Here is a 21365-nt window from a genome sequence, read left to right as displayed (position 1 = left end):
CCGCCTCTCCCCCGGGCCGCCCGGACGTCAGCGGGCCGCCGCGCCGACCCGGGCCAGACGGTCGAGCAGGAAGACCTCCGTGCCGGCCAGGCCGGTGGAGCAGAAGACCGAGATCTGGTCCGCGCCGGTCCGGCCCGGGACCGCCCCCGCCAGCACCGCGCCCAGGTCGCGCAGCCGGCCGGCGTACGGCTCGACGGCGGTGAGCATCGGCGGTACGTACGCGGCGGCCTGCGCCGGCGAGTCGGTGACCAGCAGGTGGGCGGCGTCCAGCAGGTCGGTGCCGAACTCGTGCCGGTTGACCTGCTTGAAGCCGACCGTGTTGACGTGGGTGCCCGGGGCGAGGTCGCGGGCGTCGAGCACCGGCGTGGTGCTGGTGGTGGCGAGCACCACCACGTCCCGGTCGCGGACCGCTTCGGCGGCGGAGGCGACCGCGTGGGCCGGCACGCCCAGCTCGGCCTGGACCCGGGCGGCGAACGCCTCGCGCCGGGCCGCCGAGCGGCTGTGCACGGTCACCTCGCGCAGCGGACGAACCGCGGCGGCGGCCCAGACCTGGGTCCACGCCTGGCGGCCGGAGCCGATCACCCCGACCGTGGCCGCGTCGGGGCGGGCCAGGGCGGCCACGGCCACCCCGCCCAGCCCGCCCGTACGCCGCGAGCCCAGCTCGTCGCCAACGGCGATCGCCCGCACCGCCCCGGTGCGCGCGTCGTGCAGCACGACCAACTGCCCGCTCTCCGCGTGCCCGAAGGTGTCGTACGAGCGGAAGCCGTACCACTCGCCGGTGAGGTGACCTGCGGTGAGCACCATCCGGCCGCCGCCCAGCGGGGCGGACGCCCGGGGCGGGGCGATCAGCCGGCCCTCGTACGCGGCCAGCAGGGCGTCCCGCATGGCGGCGACGGTGAGCGGCGCGTCCACCGCGGCGGCGACGTCCTCGTCGGAGAAGAGCAGGGCCATGCGAACATAGTGCAACCTGAAGTTAACTTGAGATCCACCGACGGTGGGCTTTGTCACCACATCGGCCGCTGGCCGGCGCCGGTGCTACCGTCGGCTGCGGCGGCCCCGAGCCGCCCCGGACGAGTGGTGGCGTACCCGGTCAGGCCAAGACGCCCCGTGACCGCCCCCGTCCCGGTTCCGGTGGCCGGGCTCGCTCGTCAAAGGTGATCTCATGGCTTGGATCCTGCTGGTGCTCTCCGGAATCCTGGAGACCGTCTGGGCGATCGCCCTCGACCGCAGTGCCGGCTTCAGCCGCCCCCTCCCCTCGTTCGTCTTCGGCGTCTCGCTGGTGGCGAGCATGGCCGGCCTGGCGTACGCCCTGCGCGACATCCCGGTCGGCACCGGCTACGCGGTCTGGGTGGGGATCGGAGCGGTGGGCACCGCACTGGTCGGCATGCTGGCGCTGCACGAGCCGGCCACCCTGCCCCGGATCGGCTGCCTGCTGCTGGTGGTCGCCGGCGTGGTCGGCCTCAAGCTCTTCCACTGAGCGGCCCGGAAACGGAGCCGGCGTCCGGTTTGGTGGCCGGCCGGTGGGGGGTAGTCATCCGTCACCTCACCCGAGGGACCGATCTGACGGAGGACACCATGGCTGACATGCCCGCCACCGCCCGCCCGCGCAGCAGTGCGGCGCGCGTCTGCACCATTCTCGCGTTCGTCTTCGCGGTCATCGCGATCTTCTTCCTGCCGCCGCTGTTCGGCCTGGTCGGGCTGATCCTCGGCATCGTCGGCGCGGTCCTGGGCGACAAGCCGCTCGGCTGGTACGCCGCAGCCGCCAGCGTCGTCGGCGCGGTGCTCGGCATGATCATCGGCTACGCGATCCTGAACTCCTGAGCCGTCGTAGACGCTGAGGGCCCGCCGGCTGGCCGGCGGGCCCTCGCGCGTCACATCGGAGTCGGCGGCGGTCGGCGAGCATGACCCGGTTGCCGCCCGGATCGAGGACGACCGCCATGCGCTCAGTCGTCACCACCGCGCAGGCCGACCAGGACCTCCTCCAGTTCGTCCGGCTTGACCAGCACGTCGCGGGCCTTGGAGCCCTCGGACGGCCCGACCACGCCCCGGGTCTCCATCAGGTCCATCAGCCGGCCCGCCTTGGCGAAACCGACCCGCAGCTTCCGCTGGAGCATCGAGGTGGACCCGAACTGCGAGGTAACCACCAGCTCCACCGCCTGCACCAGCAGGTCCAGGTCATCGCCGATGTCCTCGTCGATCTTCTTCTTGCTGTCCTGCGCGGCGGTCAGCACGTCCGCGCGGAACTCCGGCTCGCGCTGGTTCTTGCAGAACTTCACCACGTCGTGGATCTCGCGCTCGGTCACCCAGGCGCCCTGGATCCGGACCGGCTTCGACGCGCCCATCGGCAGGAAGAGGCCGTCGCCCCGGCCGAGCAGCTTCTCCGCGCCCGGCTGGTCGAGGATGACCCGCGAGTCGGCGAGCGACGAGGTGGCGAAGGCCAGCCGGGACGGCACGTTGGCCTTGATCAGGCCGGTGACCACGTCGACCGAGGGCCGCTGGGTGGCCAGCACCAGATGGATGCCGGCGGCCCGGGCGAGCTGGGTGATCCGGACGATCGAGTCCTCGACGTCGCGGGGCGCCACCATCATCAGGTCCGCCAGCTCGTCCACGATCACCAGCAGGTACGGGTACGGCCGCAGCTCCCGCTCACTGCCCGGCGGAGCCTTGATCTCGCCGTTGCGCACCTTGCGGTTGAAGTCGTCGATGTGCCGGACTCCGTTGGCGGCGAGGTCGTCGTAGCGCATGTCCATCTCGCGTACGACCCAATCCAGCGAGTCGGCCGCCTTCTTCGGGTTGGTCACGATCGGCGTGACCAGGTGCGGGATGCCCTCGTAGCTGGTCAGCTCGACCCGCTTCGGGTCGACCAGCAGCAGGCGTACCTCGTCGGGGGTGGCCCGGGTGAGGATCGAAACCAGCAGGGAGTTAAGCAGGCTGGAGTTGTGAGTTGGGACGAGGGTACGACCGGCCAGAAACAGATGACTCGGGCTGTCCACCTGGATGCACCGCACTGGGATCGACGGCACGGGTCGCACATCCACGATGTAGCGCCGTGAGGTGCTGGGGCGGCTCTTCGTAACCTGGCGGACCAGCTTCCTGGTGAGCCGGAAGACCTTGTCCTCCGGCGTGAAATGGATGCGGTAACAGGTCGAGGACTCGGGGCGCCTGCCCTTGACGGCCTTCGTGGTCATGGTCGCCTGGTAACCCAGGCCGAGGACGAGATCGAGGGCGTCCTGGGCAAGCCGTTCGCAGGTGAGTGCGAGTTCGACCCCGCCGCGCTTCGACACCGAACCGTCAGTGTCCAACAAGCCGGCCAGCAGTGCCCGCCGCTGGTTCTCGGACGCCCGCAGGTAGGCCGGCGGAATGTGCTTCTCACCGATTTCTCGGAAAAGGGCGCGCATCGTGCGATACGGCCCACCATTCTCGATTTGTACCGAGTCCGCCGCCAGGCCGCCCTCTGGCACCGCCCCCTTACGGGCCAAGTACACGGCAGTGACAGACACGCCGACCTGTCGGGCTGCGGCCGGCCCACTCATGCCCTGCGCCACGAGGCGCAGAGCTTCCAGGATGCGGAGCTTGCGTTCCTGCCGGTTGGAGATCGTGTAGTGGATCTGGCCGCCGGGCTGTCTGATGACCTCGAAACCATCCAGCCGGATCTGGTCCAGGATCTCGTCGTCGGCGCAGGTGAAACCCGCTGTGCCTGTCGTCCCGTCCCCCAGCCAGCAGCCCAGGGTGTACGGCGCGATGGGCAACTCCTGCTCAGGACAAAGCAGCGGCCGAGCCACGTCGACCGCATGGTTCGCCCACTGGCCGTTGGGGCCGACGCGTAGACTCTCCGCGATCTCCCGGGTTGTCACAGTCTCTTCGTCGTGGCGTTTTCTGCCGCCGGAACGGCCGGGGGCAAGGATCCGCTGGGACAGCGCCTCATACACACGGTGGCGGGAGTAGGTAGGCACCCATCGCGTGATGCGGCGACCGCCACGGTGGTAGGGCATCCGGCCGAGCGTCTGCTCCTTCGGCACCTCCCGAAGCACCTGGTAGAGAACGTTCCGGAACTGCTCGCCGAGATCCGTCACCACCTCGTTGGTGGATACCGACCGATCAGGCTCGTCCAGCACCTCCCGAGTCCGACGAGAAATCAGCTCACGGTCAGCTTCGGCCCAGTAGGAACCGTCCTTCCACCGGTGCCTGCGCTGGGTGCGCCCGGCCCTGGTCGTCGTCCGCCACTCGTGGCTGGCGTCGGCCACGATGACCGTGCCGTCGGAGAACTCAACCTCGTAACACGGGCGACCGTGCATAACGGGGGTCGCCGCAACCACGATGCACGGCCGCCCCTCTTCGTCGAACACCTGATCGCCCACACGCAGGTCGCCCATCGTGGACCAGCCGACGGGCGTGGCGACCGGCGTGTCCAGGGCCAGAGCCTTACCGGCTCCGGTCGCGCCTGCCACGAGAATGTGCGGCATCTTGGCCAGGTTGGCGACGACGTAACCGCCTTCGATGTCCTTGCCGAGAGCGACCACCATCGGGTGGTGGTCAGCGGTGGCGGCCCGGGAGCGGAGCACGTCGCCGAGCGCGACGTTCTCCGGGTCGGTGTTCGGGATCTCCACGCCGACCGCGCTCTTGCCCGGGATCGGGCTGAGGATCCGCACGTCCGGCGACTTCACCGCGTACGCGATGTTGCGGGAGAGTTGGGTGATCCGCTCGACCTTGACGCCCAGGCCCAGCTCGACCTCGTATCGGGTGACGGTCGGGCCGCGGGTGAAGCCGGTGACCGCGGCGTCCACGTCGAACTGCTCGAAGACGCCGGTCAGCGCGGCGATCACCTCGTCGTTGGCCTTGCTCCGGCTCTTCGGCGTGGCACCGCTGCCCAGCATGTTGGCCGGCGGCAGCGTGTAGTCGCCGGCCAGCCCGGTGAGGGCGAGTTGCTCGGCCCGGGTGGGCAGCGGCGAGTGCTCCGGCGGCTCGACCGACTTACGGCTCGCCGGCACCTTCACCGGCTTGCGCGGCAGCACCAGGGTGTCCTGGAGGTCGACGCCGTCGAGGTCGTCGTCCAGCTCCGCCGGGTCCAGCGGCGGCGCAACGCGCTTGGCCGGCCGCTTGCGGGCCGGCTTGGCCGGCGTCTCGGTTTCCGCGTCCGCCGTCTCGGGCGGCGCGACCAGGCTGCCGGCGAGCAGCCCGAGCCGTTCCGGGATCTTGTTAATCGGGGTCGCGGTGACCACCAGCAGACCGAAGACCAGCAGCAGGATGAGCAGTGGCACCGCCACCCAGGGGGTGATCGCGGCGGCCAGCAGGTCGCCGAGGCCGGCGCCGATCAGCCCGCCCGCGTAGTCGCGCTGCACCGCGTCGACCGGGTCCTGTCCGATGTGCAGCATCGCCGCGGTGGCGAGCAGCATGGAGCCCCAGCCGACCAGGCCGCGCCCGCGGTGGGCCGGGTCGCCCGGCGTCCGCATCAGCCGCCAGGCGCCGATCATCAGCAGCACCGGCACGACGATCGCGATCGCGCCGAGGAAGAGCCGCACGGTGTCGGCGAGGCGCGCGCCGACCGGCCCGGCGCCGCCAAACCAGATGGCCACGGCACTGAGGATGGCCAGGCCGAACAGGAGCAGCCCGGCGCCGTCGCGACGGTGCTCCGGGTCGAGGTCGCGGGCCGAGGCGGCCTGCCGGCCGGCGGCGCGGACCGCCCAGCCCACACCGTGCGCGACGCCCATCCACATCGCACCGACTGCGCGGCCCAGGTAGGCGGCCGGGCTCGGCCGCGCCGCCGGTCGCCGCCGCGGGGTGGCCCGGCTGGCCTTCTTCGCCGGCTGGCGGGCACGGCTGTTCGTGGTACCGCGCGGCGACGCGCCGCGCCGCCGGCTCGCCTGAGAGGTACGGCCCGCCATACAGTCACGGTAACGGCGGGACCCGGCAGATCGCCGCTTTTCCGGGTCGTGTCCGCGCGTCGCAGCGCGGGCCGCGCCGTCCGTTGTGTTATTCGCCTCAGAAGGGATGCCCTGATGGCGTCGCCGGAGATCGAGGACGGTCCGGACGGCCCCCTGGCCGGACACCCGCAGACGCTGCGGCCGCTGACCCGCGAGCTGATCGCCGCCGTGCTGGCCAACCGTGGGTACGCGGTGGCCGAGGACGCCGACGGCGACCTGGTGGGCCGCTGGGAGGAGAGCCTGATCTGGTTCTACCGGCGGGGCACCGCCGGGGAGGTGCTCCAGGTCCGCACCGTCGCCGGGCACCGTTTCGGCATCGAGCACGTCCCCGACCTGTACGCGTTCTGCAACTCCTGGAACCACGACCGGCTCTGGCCCAAGGCGTTCGTGCACGTGGCCGACGACGGGCTGGCCCAGGTCTGCGGCGAGGTGACCACCGACCTGGAACGCGGGGTCACCCCGCACCAGCTCGACCAGCTCATCGACTGCGGCATCGTCACCGGCTGCCAACTCGCCGCCGAGGTGGGCCGGCGGCCCGGCGGGTCGCTGCCGTGACCACCTCTCGCGACCGGGGTCTGGCCGAAGCCCTCGACGACGCCCGGGACCTGCCCGACGGCGAGGCCCGCTGCGCCGAGTTGGACCGGATCGCCGCGCGGGCCGACGCTACCGGCGAGCCGCGTATCGCGCTGGCGGCACGGGTGGCGCTGATCGAGGCGTACCTGCAGCTCGGGGAGCGGTGGCGGCTGGTGGAGCTCGTGTGCCGCTGCCTGGCCGCACTCGACCGGACGCCCGGGCTACTGGCCGGCCGCCCCGGCGACGCCGAACGGCTGCACCGGCACCAGCGGCAGGCGGTGGAGGCGCTGTTCGCCACCCCTCGGGTCAGTCTGGACCAGGCCCGGTCCTTGTTGGACGATCTCGCCGACCGGCTCGGCCCGGACGCCGAGGTGGTGGCCGAGCTGCGCTGCCGGCTCGCCGACCACCTGGGCGACGAGCCGACCGCCCGCCGCGAGTACGCCCGCTGGCACGGCGACCAGTCTGGCAGGGCGGGTCCGACACCGCGCCGCGACCAACAGTCGGCCGACCGGTCCGCCACTGCGGGTCCGCGCCGGGTGCCGGACCGGTCGGCCGCGCCCGACCCGGTCGCCGGCTGCCCCGGATGCGCCCCGGTGCGGCGGGCCGAGCTGCTGGCCGGCTGGGGCGAGCCGGCGGCGGCCCTGACGGTGCTGCGCCCGGTGTTCGCCGGCGAGATGGGCTGCACCGACCAGCCGGAACGGGCCCTGGCGGTGGCGCTGCTGCCGTGGCTGCGCACCGGCGAGGCGGCCCGCGCCGCCCGGGCGCACGTGCGCGCGTACCGGCGGCACCGCCGGGAGCGGACGGCGCTCCCGCTGCTCGCCGCGCACCTGCGGTTTTGTGCGCTGGGCGGGCACCTGGCCCGTGGGCTGGACATCCTCGCCGAGCAACTGCCCCGGCTGGACGCCACCGCCGACGACCTGGCCGCGATGGAGTTCGCGGCGGCCGGCGCGCTGCTCTGCGGGCTGGCGGTCGAGGCCGGCCTCGGCGGGCGGCGGATCCACCGCCCCGGGCACGGGTCCCGGCCAGCCGCCGAGGTGGACCTGACCACGCTCGGCGGGCAGCTGCAGACGCTCGCCACCACGCTGGCCGGCAGCTTTGACGCCCGCAACGGCACCGGGCACCAGTCCGGCCGGATCGCCTCCTGGCTGGCGGAGCGCCCGCTCGCCGAGGCGGTGCCGCTGCCCGCTGAGGACGCCGCCGACGAGTGGCCGGAGGACGACCCGGCCGAGCCCGGCCCACCGGGCGACGAGGAGCTGGTGCCGCTGAGCCTGGCGCTGCTCACCGCCGCCCTCGACGACCGTGGAGACGGGTACGCGGCGGAACCGGACGGCACGGTGGTGGGGCGCTGGGGCGAGGCCGTGATCCAGTTCCGGCTGCTCGGGCAGCGCGGGGAGATCCTGCACGCCCGGGTGGTGGCGAACCGGCGGCTGCCGGCCGCCCGGCGCGCCGAGGCGTACGCGTTCTGCAACGCGTGGAACCACGACCGGCTGCTGCCCGCGGCGTACGTGCACGACCCCGGCGACGGGACGTTGGCGCTGGCCGCCGACGTCACCACCGATCTGGCGCACGGGGTCGCCCCGGCGCAGCTCGCGGTGCTGGTCACCGCCGCGGTCAGCACCGGGGCCGCGTACGCCGAGGCGGTCGCCGCGCTGCCCTGACCGGGACGTGGCGCCCCCTCGGCGGGGTGGACACCCCGGAACGGCGACGCCGGTACACCGCGGACGGTGGACCGGCGTCGGGAGCCGGCAGGGATCAGACCTCGACGACCGTCGGGACGATCATGGGCCGGCGCCGGTACGCGTCGTTGACCCAGCGTCCGACGGTGCGCCGGACGATCTGCTGGAGCTGGTGTGGGTCGGTGATGCCGTCCGCGGCGGCCCGGTTCAGCGCCTCGGTGACCAGCGGGACCACCGGGCTGAACGCCTCCGGGTCCTCGGAGAAGCCCTTCGCCGAGACGGTCGGCCCGCCGACCACCTTGCCGGTGACCGAGTCGACCACCACGGTGGCGGCGATGAAGCCGCCGTCGCCGAGGATCCGCCGCTCGGTGAGCAGCGACTCGCTGACGTCGCCGACGGCGAGGCCGTCGACGTAGACGTAGCGGCTCTTCACGTGGCCGACTAGGCTGGCCCGCCCCTCGACCAGGTCGACCACGTCGCCGTCCTCGCAGAGCACCACCCGGTCCGGCGCGACGCCGGACTCGATGCCGAGCCGGGCGTGCGCCCGCAGGTGTCGCCACTCGCCGTGCACCGGCATCAGGTTGCTCGGGCGGGTGACGTTGAGCAGGTAGAGCAGCTCGCCGGCCGGGGCGTGGCCGGAGACGTGCACCTTGGCGACGTCCTTGTGCACCACCACCGCGCCGGCCCGGGCCAGCCGGTTGATCACTCGGTAGACCGAGGTCTCGTTGCCCGGCACCAGCGACGAGGCGAGCACCACGGTGTCGCCGGGGGCGATGGTGATGTGCCGGTGGTCGCCGCTGGCCATCCGGCCCAGCGCGCTCATCGGCTCGCCCTGCGAGCCGGTGGACATCAGCACGATCTGCTCGGGCGGCAGGCTGGTGGCCTCCTCTAGGCCGACGACCAGGCCCGGCGGGATGTTGAGCAGGCCGAGGTCGCGGGCGATGCCCATGTTGCGGACCATCGACCGGCCGATCAGCGCCACCTTGCGGCCGTGCTCGACGGCCGAGTCGAAGACCTGCTGCACCCGGTGCACGTGTGAGGCGAACGAGGCGACGATGATTCGACCGCGCGCCTTGGCGAAGATCGAGTCCAGCACCGGACCGATCTCCCGCTCGGGGGTGACGAAGCCGGGGATCTCCGCGTTGGTGGAGTCCGAGAGCAGCAGGTCGACGCCCTCCGCGCCGAGCCGGGCGAAACCGGCCAGGTCGGTGATCCGGCCGTCGAGCGGGAGCTGGTCCATCTTGAAGTCGCCGGTGTGCAGCACCAGGCCGGCACCGGTCCGGATGGCCACCGCGAGCGCGTCCGGGATCGAGTGGTTGACGGCGAAGAACTCGCACTCGAACGGGCCGAGCCGTTCCCGCTGCCCCTCCCGGACGGTCAGCGTGTACGGCTGGATCCGCCGCTCGGCCAGCTTCGCCTCGACCAGGGCCAGGGTGAACTGCGAGCCCACCAGCGGGATGTCCGTCTTGTGGGCGAGCAGGTACGGCACCGCCCCGATGTGGTCCTCGTGGCCGTGGGTGAGCACGATCGCCTGGATGTCGTCGAGCCGGTCCAGGATCGGGCCGAAGTCGGGCAGGATGAGATCCACACCCGGCTGTTCGACGTCGGGGAAGAGCACCCCGCAGTCGACGATCAGCAGCTTGCCGTCGTACTCGAAGACGGTCATGTTCCGGCCGATGGCGCCGAGTCCGCCGAGCGGGATGATCCGCAGGCCGCCTTCTGGCAGTGGCGGGGGCAGTTCGCCCTCGATGTGCGCCTCGGTCACGCGTCCACCTCATTCTGCGACGCCGGTACCCGGCGTCCGTCGTGTCGTTCGATCATTCGGGAAGGGGCAGCCCGGCCGCCGCGCAGTCGGCGCGCAGCTGGGCCAGTTCGGCCGCGGTGGCGTCCACCAGCGGCGGGCGTACCGGGCCGGCGGGCAGGCCCCTGGCCGCCAGACCCGCCTTTACCAGGATCACGCCCTGGGTACGGAAGATGCCGGTGAACAGGGGCAGCAGCCGGTGGTGCAGCGTCCGGGCGGTGGCGACATCCCCCGCCTCGTACGCCTCGATCAGCTGCTTGGTCGGCACGCCCGTGAAGTGCGTCGAGGTGCCCACCACGCCGACCGCGCCGACCGCGAGAGCGGGCAGGGTCAGCGAGTCCTCGCCGCTGTAGTAGGCGAGGTCGCTGCGGCTCAGCACCTCAGAGGTGGCGGCGAGGTCGCCCTTGGCGTCCTTGACCGCGACGATCCGGCCGTGCTCGGCCAGCTTCACCAGGGTGTCGGTGGCGATCGCGGTGCCGGCCCGGTGCGGGATGTCGTACAGCATGATCGGCAGCCCGGTGGCGTCGGCGACCGCGGTGAAGTGCCGCAGCAGGCCGCTCTGCGGCGGCTTGTTGTAGTACGGCGTGACCACCAGCAGGCCGTGCGCGCCGGCCTTCTCCGCCTGCACGGCCAGCTCGATGGTGTGCCGGGTGTCGTTGGTGCCGACCCCGGCCACGATCCGGGCCCGGTCGCCGACCGCCTCGACGACGGCGCGGATCAGGCTCTCCTTCTCCCCGTCGGTGGTGGTCGGCGACTCGCCCGTGGTGCCGTTGAGCACCAGCGCGTCGTTGCCCTGCTCGTCGACGAGGTGCTGGGCGAGCCGTACGGCACCGTCCAGGTCGAGCGACCCGTCGGCGGTGAACGGCGTCACCATGGCCGTGATCAGGCGCCCGAACGGGCGCGACGCGCCCCGGTCCGGGGCGGCAGGGTGGTCGTGCGTCATGTTCACAACCTAGCGGACGACCACCGGAGCCCCGGTGGGGAAGGGCGCAGGAGTCACTCGGCGTGCGGGCTGGCCGCCACCTCGGTGCCGTCGGGCAGGGTGGAGATCACGAAGTCGGCGAAGACGTTCGGCGCCACGCCCTGGAGCTGGCGCAGGCACTCCACGGCCAGCTCGCGGATCTCCACGTCGGCGTGCTCGGTCGCGCGCATCTTGATGAAGTGTCGCCAGGCCCGGTAGTTGCCGGTGACCACGATCCGGGTCTCGGTGGCGTTGGGCAGCACCGCCCGGGCCGCCTGCCGGGCCTGCTTGCGGCGCAGCGTCGGGTTAGGCTCGTCGGTGAAGCGCGCCTCCAGGCCCTCGAGGAGCTCGGTGTACGCCCGCACGCTCGCCTCGGCCGCCTCGACGAACTTCTTGTGCAGCTCCGGGTCCTCGGCGATCACCGCCGGCTCGACCATCGCGGCGTCCCGCTCGGGGACGTAGCGCTGGGAGAGCTGGGAGTACGAGAAGTGCCGGTGCCGGATCAGCTCGTGGGTGAAGGACCGGGAGACGCCGCTGAAGTAGAAGCTCACCGAGCCGTGCTCCAGCACGGACAGGTGCCCGACCTCGAGGATGTGCGCCAGATAGCCGGCGTTGGTGGCGGTGGCCGGGTTCGGCTTCTTCCAGCTCTGGTAGCAGGCCCGACCGGCGAACTCGGCGAGCGCCTGGCCCCCCTCGGCGTCGGTCGACCACGGCACGTCGTCGGGGGCCTGGAACTGGGTCCACGCGATGAGCTTGACCTGGGGCTGCACCATCTCCGGCATTCCTGCGACTGTAGTGGCCGGTGGGCCGGTGGGGAAACTTGGGCGCGCGGACGTGAACCCGCACACGAGCCGACCGCCGGCGGCGTGGCCCGCTCGCCGGGCCAAGTTCGGGCGTGTCGCGTCCGTGCCGTGCCAAGAGTCGGGACAGATATGCCTGAGAGGCATAAACATGCCTCTGAGGCATACCCGTCTGAACGGATACGGCCTGCTGCGGACATGACGCTCGGTAACCCGCGACGATGCCCAACGACGCCGCGTGCGCCAACGCCTGATCCCGCACTGCACTGGCCGAAACCAGCGGGCGGAACGTCAGACGTAGAGCGCGGTGAACGGCGCCCAGGGAAGGTTGCGCAGCACCGAGAAGGCGAGCCAGAAGGCCAGGAAGCCGCCGAGGACCTTCGGGTTGAGCCGCAGCTCCGGCAGCCGCCAGCCGAACGCCCGGTTCCCGGCCCAGGTGACGAAGAGGTACGCCAGGAAGGGCACCGAGAAGACGAAGAGGAAGTGGTGCCGGGCGGCGGCCGGCAGGTCGCCGTGCAGCAGGTACCAGAGGGCGCGGGTGCCGCCGCAGCCCGGGCAGTCCAGCCCGGTGGTCAGCTTGAGCAGGCAGGTGGGCCGGGCGTCCGGATCGCTGTGGGTGGGGTCGCTCAGCAGGGCGTACGCCATGCCGAGCCCGACGCAGCCGAGCGCGGCCAGGGGCACCGCCCAGCGCGGGGCGCGGGCGTGCAGCCGGAGCACCAGGCGGGTGAACCGGTCCGGCTCGACCGGCGCGTACGCCACCCCGGCGGGCCAGTTCGCCGACCCGGGATCCGGGGCTCCGGCGACGGCGTGCACCCCGTCCGGGGCCGGGGCGGTGGGCGGGACGGGGACCGTCTGCGGGTCGGGCGGGGCGTCCGGCCGGTCAACGCTCGTCACGCGCTCACCGTACACCGGCCACGCCCACCAGCGCGGCGGCCAGCGGGACGGCCAGGTCGCCGGCCGCCGGCGGGGCGACCGCGTCCAGGCCGAGCCAGCCGGCGAGCCGGTAGAGCTCGGCGGCGAGGGCCACCGCCGTCTCCCCCGGGTCCACCCCCGGCTCGACCCACGCGGCCGGCACCAGCAGCACCCCCGCCTTCCGGTCGGCCTTGAGGTCGACCCGGGCGGTGAACCGCTCGCCCTGCAGGAAGGGCAGCACGTAGTAGCCGTGCACCCGCTGCGGGGCGGGCACGTAGATCTCGATCCGGTAGGAGAAGCCGAAGAGCCGCTCGGCACGGGCCCGCTCCCAGACCAGCGGGTCGAACGGGCTGACCAGGGTGTTGCCCCGGACCCACCGGGGCAGCCGCGCCTGCCCGTGCAGGTAGGCCGGCTGCCGCCAGCCCGGCACCGTGACCGGGGTCAGCTCGCCCGCCTCGACCAGCTCCGCGATCGCCCGCCGCGCCCCGGCCACCGGCAGCCGGAAGTAGTCGCGCAGCTCCGGCTCGGCCGCCACGCCCAACGACCGGGCGGCGATCGCCACCAGCGCGCGGTGGGCGTCGGCGTCGCTCGGGGTGGGGACGTCGAGCACCTCGGCCGGCAGCACCCGCTCGGGCAGGTCGTAGCGGCGGGCGAAGGAGGTGGTGCGTTCGGCGGCGGTCACCTCGCCGGACCAGAACAGGAACTCCAGCGCCCGCTTGACGGCCGACCAGTTCCAGCCCCAGTTGCCGGTCTCCCGGGGTGCGTCGTGCTCGATCTCGGCGGCGGTGAGCGGCCCCCGGGCGGCCACCTCGTCGCGCACCCAGGCGACCAGCTCGGGCTGCTCCTGGGCGATCCGGCGCATCCCGCCCCAGGCCTCGTCACGGGCCTTGGCCATCCGCCAACGCAGCGCCGGATGCAGGCCGACCGGGATCAGCGACGCCTCGTGCCCCCAGTATTCGAACAGCTCCCTGGGGCGCCGGTAGGCGGCGTTGTCGAGCAGGGGGGTCGGATAGGGCCCGAGCCGGCTGTAGAGCGGCAGATAGTGGGCCCGTTGCAGGACGTTGACCGAGTCCATCTGGATCAGCCCGACCCGGTCCAGCACCCGGCGCAGATGCCGGCGGGTCGGCACCCCGGCGGGCGCCGGGTCGGCGAAGCCCTGGGCGGCGAGAGCCACGCGGCGGGCCTGGGCGAGCGAGAGCGATTCCGGTGCGGCCATCGTCCCGGGACCCTAGTCCACGGGTATGACGGAGCGGGCGCTGGACCGACCGCCCCTCGGGGCATAGAACGGACGGATGCTGACCATCCGCCGGGAGGACCCGGACGACGCGGCGGCGATCGCCGCGGTGCACATCCGCAGCTGGCAGGCCGGGTACGCCGGGATTATGCCGGACGAGGTACTGCACCGGCTTAACCCGGCCGCCTGGGCGCAGCGCCGCCGGGACCTCGGCACCGCCGACCCGGCGCACCCGTTCACCACTCTGCTCGCCGAGGTCGACGGGGCGATCGCCGGATTCGCCACCTTCGGGCCGTACCGGAACAACCAGGACCGCGACGACCTCGACCCGGCGTACGGGGAGATCCTGGCGATGTACGTCGAGCCCGCGCGGTGGGGCACCGGGACCGGGCGGGCCTTGCTGGCGGCGGCCCGGGCCGGCCTGACCGAGCGGGGCTGGACGGAGTACCGGCTCTGGGTGCTCACCGACAACGTCCGGGCGCGGCGCTTCTACGAGCGGGCCGGGCTGTCACTGGACGGCGCCGAGTCCGTCTACCGGCTGCCGCTCTCCGGCGGGCGTGACCCGGTCCTGCTTCGGGAGGCGCGCTACACCGCCCGACTCGATCAGTGACCCGGACGGGCCGTCCCGGTCGGCGGGCCCACCGCCGGTCGACGCGGCCCCGTGCCGAATCGGCATGCCGAGCAGCAGCGCCAGGCTGATCCAGACGTACGTGTTGCTGCCGAGGAAGCCGGTCACGCCGCTGAAGTCCTCCTCGAACAGCCACACGATCCGGCTGATCAGGAAGGCGTACCCGATGGCCACGGCGGCCAGCAGGAGGCGGCGCCGGTGGCTGCGCGCGGGCGCCGCCATGCCGTTGTCGACCAGCAGGATCAGCGCCGGCAGCAGCCAGACCAGGTGGTGCACCCAGGTGACCGGGCTGATCAGGCACATCACCGCGCCGGTCAGGGCCAGGCCGGTGGCCTCGTCGCCGGCGGTCACCGCGGCCCGGGAGCGCCAGCCCCAGACCGCGAGGGTGGCGAGCACCAGCACCAGCCAGGCGAGGGTGCTCGGATGCTCCGGGTTCAGCCGGGCCACCACCCCGCGCAGCGACTGGTTCGAGACGAAGGCCAGTTCGCCCACCCGGCCGGTGTTCCACAGCGCCTCGGTCCAGAACTCGCGGGAGGCGTCCGGGAAGAGCGCGCCGGCCAGCAGGGTGGCGCCGGTCGCCGCGCCCATCGCGGTGAACGCCGCCCGCCAGCGCCCGGTGATCAGCAGGTAGACGATGAAGATGCCCGGGGTCAGCTTGATCGCGGTGGCCAGGCCGATGCCCGCCCCGGCCCACCGGCTGCCGGCCGGGAGCAGCCGCAGCAGGTCCACCGCCACCAGGAAGAGCAGCAACATGTTGACCTGGCCGAAGTTGACCGTCTCGCGCATCGGCTCGAACGCGGCGGCCAGGCAGAGCGCGACCGCGAGCGCGAACCAGCGGGTCCACCCGGCGCGGCGGGCGATCGGATCGAGCAGCCACCAGATGACCACCGTGCTGACCACCACGGTGGCGGCCACGCTGACCGTGATCGCCGCGTGCCACGGCAGGTACGCCATCGGCAGCATCACCAGGGCGGCGAACGGCGGATAGGTGAAGCCGTACTGGGTCCTGGCCCGGAGGAAGTCGTAGATCTCCCCGCCGTCGTGCACCCAGTAGTTCAGCGCACCCCGGTAGACGTGGAGGTCGAAGAAGCCGTGCCGCACGGCCGCCTCCCTCAGGAAGGCGGCCACCGCGACAGCGAGCACCACCACGGCGACGACCTGCACGATCGTCCGCCTGGCACCCTGCGCCACCGTCGCCTCCCTCGCCCTGCGTAGGCTCACGTGCCATGGCTCTCGGGTACGTCCGCCCCGCGCGTCCAGAGGACGCCGGCGAGATCGCACGCATCCAGCTCGCGACCTGGCGGGTCGCGTACCGCCGGATCCTGCCCCGGCACGTGCTCGACAACCTGGACGAGGCGTACCTCGCCCGGCGGTGGAGCGCCGCGGTGCAGGAGCCGCCCTCGGGCGCGCATCGCGTGCTGGTCGCCGTCGAACAGGCCGAGCAATCGTATCTGGTGGGCTTCGCCGCTTCCGGTCCGGCCGACGCCGAGGCGCTCGCCCCGGGCGAGCCGGCCGACGCGCTCGACGACGGCGTGGCGGCGGTGACCGACCTGCTGGTCGAGCCGCGCTGGGGCCGGCGCGGGCACGGCAGCAGGCTGCTCGCCGCCACCGTCGACGGGTGGCGGTCCGACGGCTTCACCCGGGCGGTGGCCTGGACCTTCGACGGGGACGCGGCGACCCGGAAGTTCCTCACCTCGACCGGCTGGGAGCCGGACGGCGCGGCCCGCGCCCTGGACGTGGACGACCTGCTCGTCCCGCAACTACGGCTGCACGTCGCCGTCCCGACCGAGCCGGTCGCGGCGGACTGAGCAGACCGGCGGTCGCGTTCCGCACCCACGGCCCGCCGTGTCACCGGCGCACGTCGGACGGCGGGCCTACTGTGACGCAGTGCGGGCTTCGCCGCTCCGGCACTGCCCGCCGACGGAGCGCGACCGGAAGAGGGAGACGATCATGTTCAGGGACACGAGGGCGTTCAGCGGCTTCTCGGTGGACGACACCGATCGGGCGATGACGTTCTACGCCGACACGCTCGGCCTGCGGGTGTCGCGGGACGACGCGATGGGCGGACTGCTGACGCTGCACCTCGCCGGGGACCGGGACATCCTGGTCTACCCCAAGGACGACCACACCCCGGCCACCTACACCGTGCTCAACTTCCCCGTGGACGACATCGATCGGGCCGTCGCCGAGTTGACCGCCCGCGGGGTGCAATTCGCGCGCTACCCCGGGATGCCCCAGGACGAGCAGGGGATCGTCCGGGGGAACGGACCCGCGATCGCCTGGTTCACCGACCCCGCCGGCAACGTCATGTCCGTACTGGAACTGAAGTGATCGGTGGCGGTTCCCCGCGCCGCGGGGAACCGCCACCGACACCGATCGAACCCGTCGCTCAGCCCTTGTCGGCGCCCTCGTTGGCGCCCCGCACGAAGTAGCGCTGGAAGATCACGAACAGCACCGCCACCGGGATGGTGGCCAGCAGCGCCGCGCCCAGCTTGAGCGGATACTGCGTGCCCTTGCCCAGCGACCCGCTGACCAGGTCGGCCAGGCCGCGGGGCAGGGTGAACAGGTGCGGGTCCTGGACCGAGACCAGGCTGTGCGGGAATTCGTTCCAGGAGCCCTGGAACGACAGGATGGTCAGCGTGATCAGCGCGGGCCGCGCCATCGGCAGCACCACCGACCAGAAGGTGCGGAACACCCCGGCGCCGTCGATCCGGGCCGCCTCCTCCACGCTGACCGGGATCGACTCGAAGAACTGCTTCATGATGAACACCCCGGCCGCGTCCGCCAGCAGCGGCACCACCAGGCCCGCGTAGCTGTCGTAGAGGCCGAGCTGCTTGAGCACCAGGAACTTCGGGATCAGCAGCACCACGCCGGGCACCGCCATCACCGCGATGACCGCGGCGAAGAGCCCTGCCCGGCCCCGGAAGCGCAGCCGGGCCAGCGCGTATCCGGCCAGCGAGTCGAAGAAGACCCGGCCGAGCGTGACCAGGACGGTGACCAGCAGCGAGTTGCCCAGCCAGAGCGGGAAGTTGGTGCCCGCGAAGATCCGCTCGAAGCCGGCCAGCGTCACCGGGTCGGGCACCGGTGAGAGCGGGTTCGCCGCCGCGTCCGGCTCGGTCTTGAACGAGTTGCCGAGCTGGATCACGAACGGGTAGATGAAGACCAACCCGAAGAAGATCAGGACCGCGTACCCGAGGATGCGGTTGACCCGGGCGCGCGGCCCACGGGCGGCGCGCGGCGCGACGGGCGCCGCCGGCCGGTCGGTCAGCACGGCCATGTCAGGACCCTTCCGGTACGCGTCGCCGCCACCACCGGCCGCGTCGGGATCCGTCCCGGTCGGCCATCACCCGGCGCTGGAGCAGGGTGAACACGATGATGATCAGGAACAGCACGAACGAGATCGCCGCCCCCGAGCCGTAGTCGAAGTCCCGGAACGCGGTGCGGTACGACAGGTACGCCGGGGTGAGGGTGGTCTTGGCCGGGTCGCCCTGGCTCATCACGTACACCTGGTCGAAGACCTGCCAGGAGCCAATCAGGCCGAGGGTGAGCACCAGGAAGGTGGTCGGCTTGATCAGCGGCAGGGTGACGTGGCGGAACCGCTGCCAGCGGGTCGCCCCGTCGAGGGTGCTGGCCTCGTCCAGCGCCACCGGCACGTTCTGCAACGCGGCGAGGAACATCAGCATGAACGTGCCCGAGGTGGTCCAGATCACCAGGCAGATGATCGAGACCATGGCCACGCTCGGCCCGGAGAGCCAGTCCCACCAGCTCAGCCCCAACGGGCCGCCGGAGGTGAGCGCGCCGGGCGGGGAGTCCACGCCGACTGCGCCGAGCAGCAGGTGCAGTACGCCGCGGGAGTCGGCGAACCACTCCGGCCCGTCGATGCCGAGGAAGCTGAGCAGGTTGTTGACCGCGCCGGAGTTGGCGAACAGGAACAGGAACACCACGCTGATCGCCACGGAACTGGTGACCGAGGGGAAGTAGAAGGCGCTGCGGAAGAAGCCCTTTCCCTTGAGCATCCGGTTGTTCACGATCAGCGCGAGACCGAGGGCGAGCGCGGTCTGCGCCGGCACCACGATCCCCACGTAGTACATGGTGTTGCGGATGCTGGTCATGAAGTCCCGGCGGTCGAGCCCGTCCTCGGTGAACAGCCGGGTGTAGTTCTTCCCGCGGACGAACGGCACGTCCGCGGTGAACGGGCTGCCCTGGCCGTTCCAGTCAGTGAGGCTCACCCAGAGCGCCATCAGGATCGGCAGCAGCAGGAAGAACCCGAGGATCACGATCACCGGCGCGACGAAGAGCCAGCCGGCGATGTTCTCGTTGCCGCGGATGCCGCCGAGGCGGCGGCGCGACGGACCGGCCGGCGTGGTGGCCGGAGCGGTGAGCGCCTCCGTAGCCATCTCCCCTCCCTCCTTCGAGTGGGAGCCGACGCGGAGGGGCCCGCGAGGCGGGCCCCTCCGGTCACGCTCAGCCGCCGAGCGCCGCCTTGGCGTTCTTGTCGAAGTTCGCCAGGATGCTCTTCGGGTCACCGTTGGCCAGGCCCTGCAGGCCGGACTCGAGGTCGCGCAGCACGCTGTCCATCTTCGGCGCGTTCACCGGGCCCTGGGCGTACGCGGCGCCGTCGATGAACGGCTTGTCGGCCGGGAAGGCGCTGGTGTACTGGTCGCGGACGGACTGCCGGGACGGCATCACGCCGAACGCGTTGGCGAAGGCGATCTGCTGGTCGCCGGCGGTCATCGCCTCGACGAACTTGATCGCCTGGTCCTTGAACTTCGACTTCGCGGCGATGCCCCAGCACTGGGTGAAGGAGAGGGTGCCCTGGCCCTTCGGTCCGGCCGGCAGCGGGACGACCTTGTACTTCACATTCGGGAAGTCGTTCTTCAGGGCACCCTTGATCCAGTTGCCCTCGATGGTCATCACGGCCTTGCCCTTGCCGAACGCCTCACCGGACCAGCCGGCGTCGAGCTGCTTCGGGAACTTCGCGTAGCCGTTCGTGAGCAGGCCCTTGACGTACTGGAGGGCCTGGAGGTTCTCCGGGGTGTCGGCGGTCGGCTGCTTGCCGTCCTTGCTCATCAGCCAGCCGCCGTTCTGCACCATGAACGCGCCGATCCGGTCCCGGGTGTCGCCGAGGGCGAGCGCCACCATGCCCTTCGCCTTGATCTTCTGGCTGGCGGCGGTGAGCTGGTCCCAGGTGGTCGGCACGTCGGCGTCGGTCAGGCCGGCCTTGGCCCACAGGTCGGTGTTGATCTCGAGCGCCAGGGTGGAGAAGTCCTTCGGCGCGCAGTAGAGCTTGCCGTCGTAGGTGAAGGTGTTCCGCAGGCTCTCGTAGAAGTCGTCCTTGTTGCTGACCTTGTCGCCGTACGGCTCCAGCGCGCCGACGCTGGCGTAGTCGGCGAACCGGGACGCGTCGACGTAGAAGACGTCCGGCGGGGTGCCGCCGGCGAGGGCCTGGCCGAGCTGCTGGGTGAGGTCCTGGGCCGGGGTCACCGTGGCGGTGTTGCCGGAGGAGGAGGCCCACTTCGCGACGGCGTCCTGCACCGCCTTGGTCTCGGCGTCGCCGGAGGAGCCGATCATGATCTGCAGGTTGGCCGGACCGCTGGACTGCTTGGTGTCCTTCGCGGAGTCGTCGAACCCGCTGCCGCAGGCGGCGGTGCCGAACAGCGCGGCGGCCGCGAGGCCAGCCAGCGCCGCCCGGGTGAGGGTGCGAGGTGTCATCTCATTCTCCTGGTGGGGATGGGGGGATCACGCGGTGTGCCGGAGCACGAGCGTGGGGCTGAGTAGCACGTGTGGGTCGGTGGGCTGACCGTCGAGCAGGCCGGTGAGCAGCTCGAAGCAGCGGGCGGCGGCGGCCGCGAGCGGCTGGCTGACGCTGGTCAGCCCGACCACGGCGGCCACCGGGGTGTCGTCGAAGCCGACGACGGCGACGGAGGCGGCCACCGCGCGTACCGCCTGGAGGGCGCCGAGGGCGAGCGAGTCGCTGACGCAGACCACCGCGGTGGGCGGTTCGTCGGCGGCGAGCAGCGCGCGCATCTCCCGCTCGCCGTGGGCGATGCCGTCCTCGGTCTCGCGGTGGGGTGCGGCGCCGGCCAGGCCGGCGGCGGCCATGACGGTACGCCAGCCGGAACGCCGGTCGTCGCCGACGCCGGAACCCGCCGGCCAGCCGATGAAGCCGATCCGGCGGTGGCCGGTGTCGAGCAGCCGCTGGGTGGCCTGCGCGGTGCCGGCCGCCCCGTCGACGTCGACCCAGGGATGGGCCTCGGCGGCGTCCCAGGGCCGGCCGAACGTCACGAATGGCACGTTCCGCTCGGCCAGCCAGGCGGTCCGCGGGTCACCGTGGTCGGTGCCGGTGAGCACAAAACCGTCCAGGTCGTACGCGCCGAGCAGGTCGTCGTAGGTGTCGATCTCGTGTCCGTCGTCACGGGCGGTGTAGAGCAGGACCCGGTAGCCGGCGGCGTCGGCGGTCTCGGTGAGGCCGTGCAGGAACCGGTCGAGCACCGAGCCGTTGATCCCGTCCCGGGTGGGCTCGATGCGGACCGCGACGAGCCGGGAGCGACCGGTCCGCATCTGCCGGGCGGCCTGGTTGGCCCGGTAGCCCAGCGCGGCGATCGCCTCCTCCACCCGGCGCCGGGTCTCGTCCCGGACGATGTGCGGCGCGTTGAGGACGTTGGAGACCGTCTGCCGGCTCACCTGGGCATGCCGGGCCACCGTCGAGATGGTCACCTTTTCAGCCATTGAGTCCCTCTCGCCGCCTTGAACGTTCCAACGTGGATACGGCAGTATTAGATCGTTCAAAGTTTCTGGAATGTTTCGCACTCTGCACCGGGCCGGAGCCAGTTGTCAAGACACGCTCCGGCCACCCGAT

At 72.3% G+C, this 21365-nt stretch carries 19 protein-coding genes, 1 pseudogene and 1 riboswitch; of the genes and pseudogenes, 7 read left to right on the top strand and 13 right to left on the bottom strand.

The genetic code is table 11. The annotated features are described in order from the left end of the window. Positions 1 to 27: 27 nt before the first annotated feature. The gene (locus A6A27_RS02230) at positions 28 to 951 is read right to left on the bottom strand and encodes an ornithine cyclodeaminase family protein (protein WP_073832613.1); all 924 of its coding nucleotides are present in this window, start codon (positions 949 to 951) and stop codon (positions 28 to 30) included. Between the two features lie 95 nt (positions 952 to 1046). After that, a riboswitch (guanidine-III (ykkC-III) riboswitch) is annotated at positions 1047 to 1109 on the top strand. A 53-nt stretch (positions 1110 to 1162) separates the two neighbouring features. On the opposite strand from A6A27_RS02230, the gene A6A27_RS02225 reads away from it, so the two are divergent. Further along, a complete protein-coding gene (locus A6A27_RS02225; protein ID WP_073832612.1) occupies positions 1163 to 1477 on the top strand; it encodes a DMT family transporter in 315 nt (104 codons plus the stop codon). 98 nt (positions 1478 to 1575) lie between these two features. After that, complete coding sequence (locus A6A27_RS02220; RefSeq protein WP_073832723.1) at positions 1576 to 1821, top strand: hypothetical protein; 246 nt, start codon at positions 1576 to 1578, stop codon at positions 1819 to 1821. Positions 1822 to 1943: 122 nt separating this feature from the next. On the opposite strand, the gene A6A27_RS47300 is transcribed toward A6A27_RS02220, so the two are convergent. Together A6A27_RS47300 and A6A27_RS47295 are read right to left on the bottom strand one after the other, a co-directional pair. Further along, entirely contained in the window at positions 1944 to 4295 is a 2352-nt protein-coding gene (locus A6A27_RS47300) for an FtsK/SpoIIIE domain-containing protein (RefSeq protein WP_443189940.1), read from the bottom strand. A gap of 60 nt (positions 4296 to 4355) precedes the next feature. Next, positions 4356 to 5882: pseudogene (locus tag A6A27_RS47295) on the bottom strand (DNA translocase FtsK 4TM domain-containing protein); the annotation flags it as partial. Positions 5883 to 5996: 114 nt separating this feature from the next. On the opposite strand from A6A27_RS47295, the gene A6A27_RS02200 reads away from it, so the two are divergent. Then, positions 5997 to 6476: a YbjN domain-containing protein gene (locus A6A27_RS02200; RefSeq protein WP_073832611.1), complete on the top strand. Its 480-nt coding sequence runs from the start codon at positions 5997 to 5999 to the stop codon at positions 6474 to 6476. Beyond that, positions 6473 to 8152, top strand: a complete 1680-nt coding sequence (locus A6A27_RS02195) for a YbjN domain-containing protein (protein WP_073832610.1) — start codon at positions 6473 to 6475, stop codon at positions 8150 to 8152. The genes A6A27_RS02200 and A6A27_RS02195 overlap by 4 nt, the downstream gene beginning before the upstream one ends. A 94-nt stretch (positions 8153 to 8246) precedes the next feature. Here A6A27_RS02195 and A6A27_RS02190 read toward each other — a convergent pair whose 3' ends face one another. The 5 genes from A6A27_RS02190 to A6A27_RS02170 form a co-directional block, all read right to left on the bottom strand. Continuing rightward, entirely contained in the window at positions 8247 to 9935 is a 1689-nt protein-coding gene (locus A6A27_RS02190; protein ID WP_073832609.1) for a ribonuclease J, read from the bottom strand. A gap of 52 nt (positions 9936 to 9987) precedes the next feature. Then, positions 9988 to 10914, bottom strand: coding sequence for a 4-hydroxy-tetrahydrodipicolinate synthase (gene dapA / locus A6A27_RS02185; protein ID WP_073832608.1), 927 nt, complete (start codon positions 10912 to 10914; stop codon positions 9988 to 9990). 53 nt (positions 10915 to 10967) lie between these two features. After that, positions 10968 to 11705, bottom strand: a complete 738-nt coding sequence (gene thyX / locus A6A27_RS02180; RefSeq protein ID WP_073832607.1) for an FAD-dependent thymidylate synthase — start codon at positions 11703 to 11705, stop codon at positions 10968 to 10970. Positions 11706 to 12023: 318 nt separating this feature from the next. Continuing rightward, complete coding sequence (locus A6A27_RS02175) at positions 12024 to 12641, bottom strand: DUF2752 domain-containing protein (RefSeq protein WP_073832606.1); 618 nt, start codon at positions 12639 to 12641, stop codon at positions 12024 to 12026. Further along, positions 12631 to 13860, bottom strand: coding sequence for a winged helix-turn-helix domain-containing protein (locus tag A6A27_RS02170; RefSeq protein ID WP_073832605.1), 1230 nt, complete (start codon positions 13858 to 13860; stop codon positions 12631 to 12633). The genes A6A27_RS02175 and A6A27_RS02170 overlap by 11 nt, the downstream gene beginning before the upstream one ends. A 76-nt stretch (positions 13861 to 13936) precedes the next feature. Here A6A27_RS02170 and A6A27_RS02165 point away from each other — a divergent pair, with 76 nt between their 5' ends. Further along, positions 13937 to 14488 carry a GNAT family N-acetyltransferase gene (locus tag A6A27_RS02165; protein WP_073832604.1) on the top strand — a complete coding sequence of 184 codons (552 nt, stop codon included), beginning with the start codon at positions 13937 to 13939 and terminating at the stop codon, positions 14486 to 14488. Here A6A27_RS02165 and A6A27_RS02160 read toward each other — a convergent pair. Then, on the bottom strand, positions 14387 to 15697 hold the full coding sequence (locus A6A27_RS02160; protein ID WP_073832603.1) for a glycosyltransferase family 87 protein: 1311 nt from the start codon (positions 15695 to 15697) through the stop codon (positions 14387 to 14389). The genes A6A27_RS02165 and A6A27_RS02160 overlap by 102 nt on opposite strands. Positions 15698 to 15732: 35 nt before the next feature. Between A6A27_RS02160 and A6A27_RS02155 the strand changes: the two genes are divergently transcribed. Together A6A27_RS02155 and A6A27_RS02150 are read left to right on the top strand one after the other, a co-directional pair. Then, the gene (locus A6A27_RS02155; protein ID WP_073832602.1) at positions 15733 to 16314 is read left to right on the top strand and encodes a GNAT family N-acetyltransferase; all 582 of its coding nucleotides are present in this window, start codon (positions 15733 to 15735) and stop codon (positions 16312 to 16314) included. 142 nt (positions 16315 to 16456) lie between these two features. After that, a complete protein-coding gene (locus A6A27_RS02150) occupies positions 16457 to 16837 on the top strand; it encodes a VOC family protein (protein ID WP_073832601.1) in 381 nt (126 codons plus the stop codon). Positions 16838 to 16895: 58 nt separating this feature from the next. Here the strand turns inward: A6A27_RS02150 and A6A27_RS02145 are convergent, their stop codons facing one another. From A6A27_RS02145 to A6A27_RS02130, 4 genes are all read right to left on the bottom strand, one after another. Beyond that, positions 16896 to 17783, bottom strand: coding sequence for a carbohydrate ABC transporter permease (locus tag A6A27_RS02145; protein ID WP_083672371.1), 888 nt, complete (start codon positions 17781 to 17783; stop codon positions 16896 to 16898). A gap of 1 nt (position 17784) precedes the next feature. Beyond that, positions 17785 to 18903, bottom strand: coding sequence for a carbohydrate ABC transporter permease (locus A6A27_RS02140; RefSeq protein WP_073832600.1), 1119 nt, complete (start codon positions 18901 to 18903; stop codon positions 17785 to 17787). Positions 18904 to 18970: 67 nt separating this feature from the next. Continuing rightward, a complete protein-coding gene (locus A6A27_RS02135; RefSeq protein WP_073832599.1) occupies positions 18971 to 20218 on the bottom strand; it encodes a sugar ABC transporter substrate-binding protein in 1248 nt (415 codons plus the stop codon). 27 nt (positions 20219 to 20245) lie between these two features. Beyond that, the gene (locus tag A6A27_RS02130; RefSeq protein ID WP_073832598.1) at positions 20246 to 21235 is read right to left on the bottom strand and encodes a LacI family DNA-binding transcriptional regulator; all 990 of its coding nucleotides are present in this window, start codon (positions 21233 to 21235) and stop codon (positions 20246 to 20248) included. Positions 21236 to 21365 lie beyond the last annotated feature (130 nt).

It is taken from the genome of Micromonospora sp. CB01531 (genome assembly GCF_001905095.1).
Lineage (GTDB): Bacteria > Actinomycetota > Actinomycetes > Mycobacteriales > Micromonosporaceae > Micromonospora.
The sequence above is the reverse complement of the archived record's forward strand: the minus strand, read 5'-3'. Positions and strand labels throughout refer to the sequence as shown.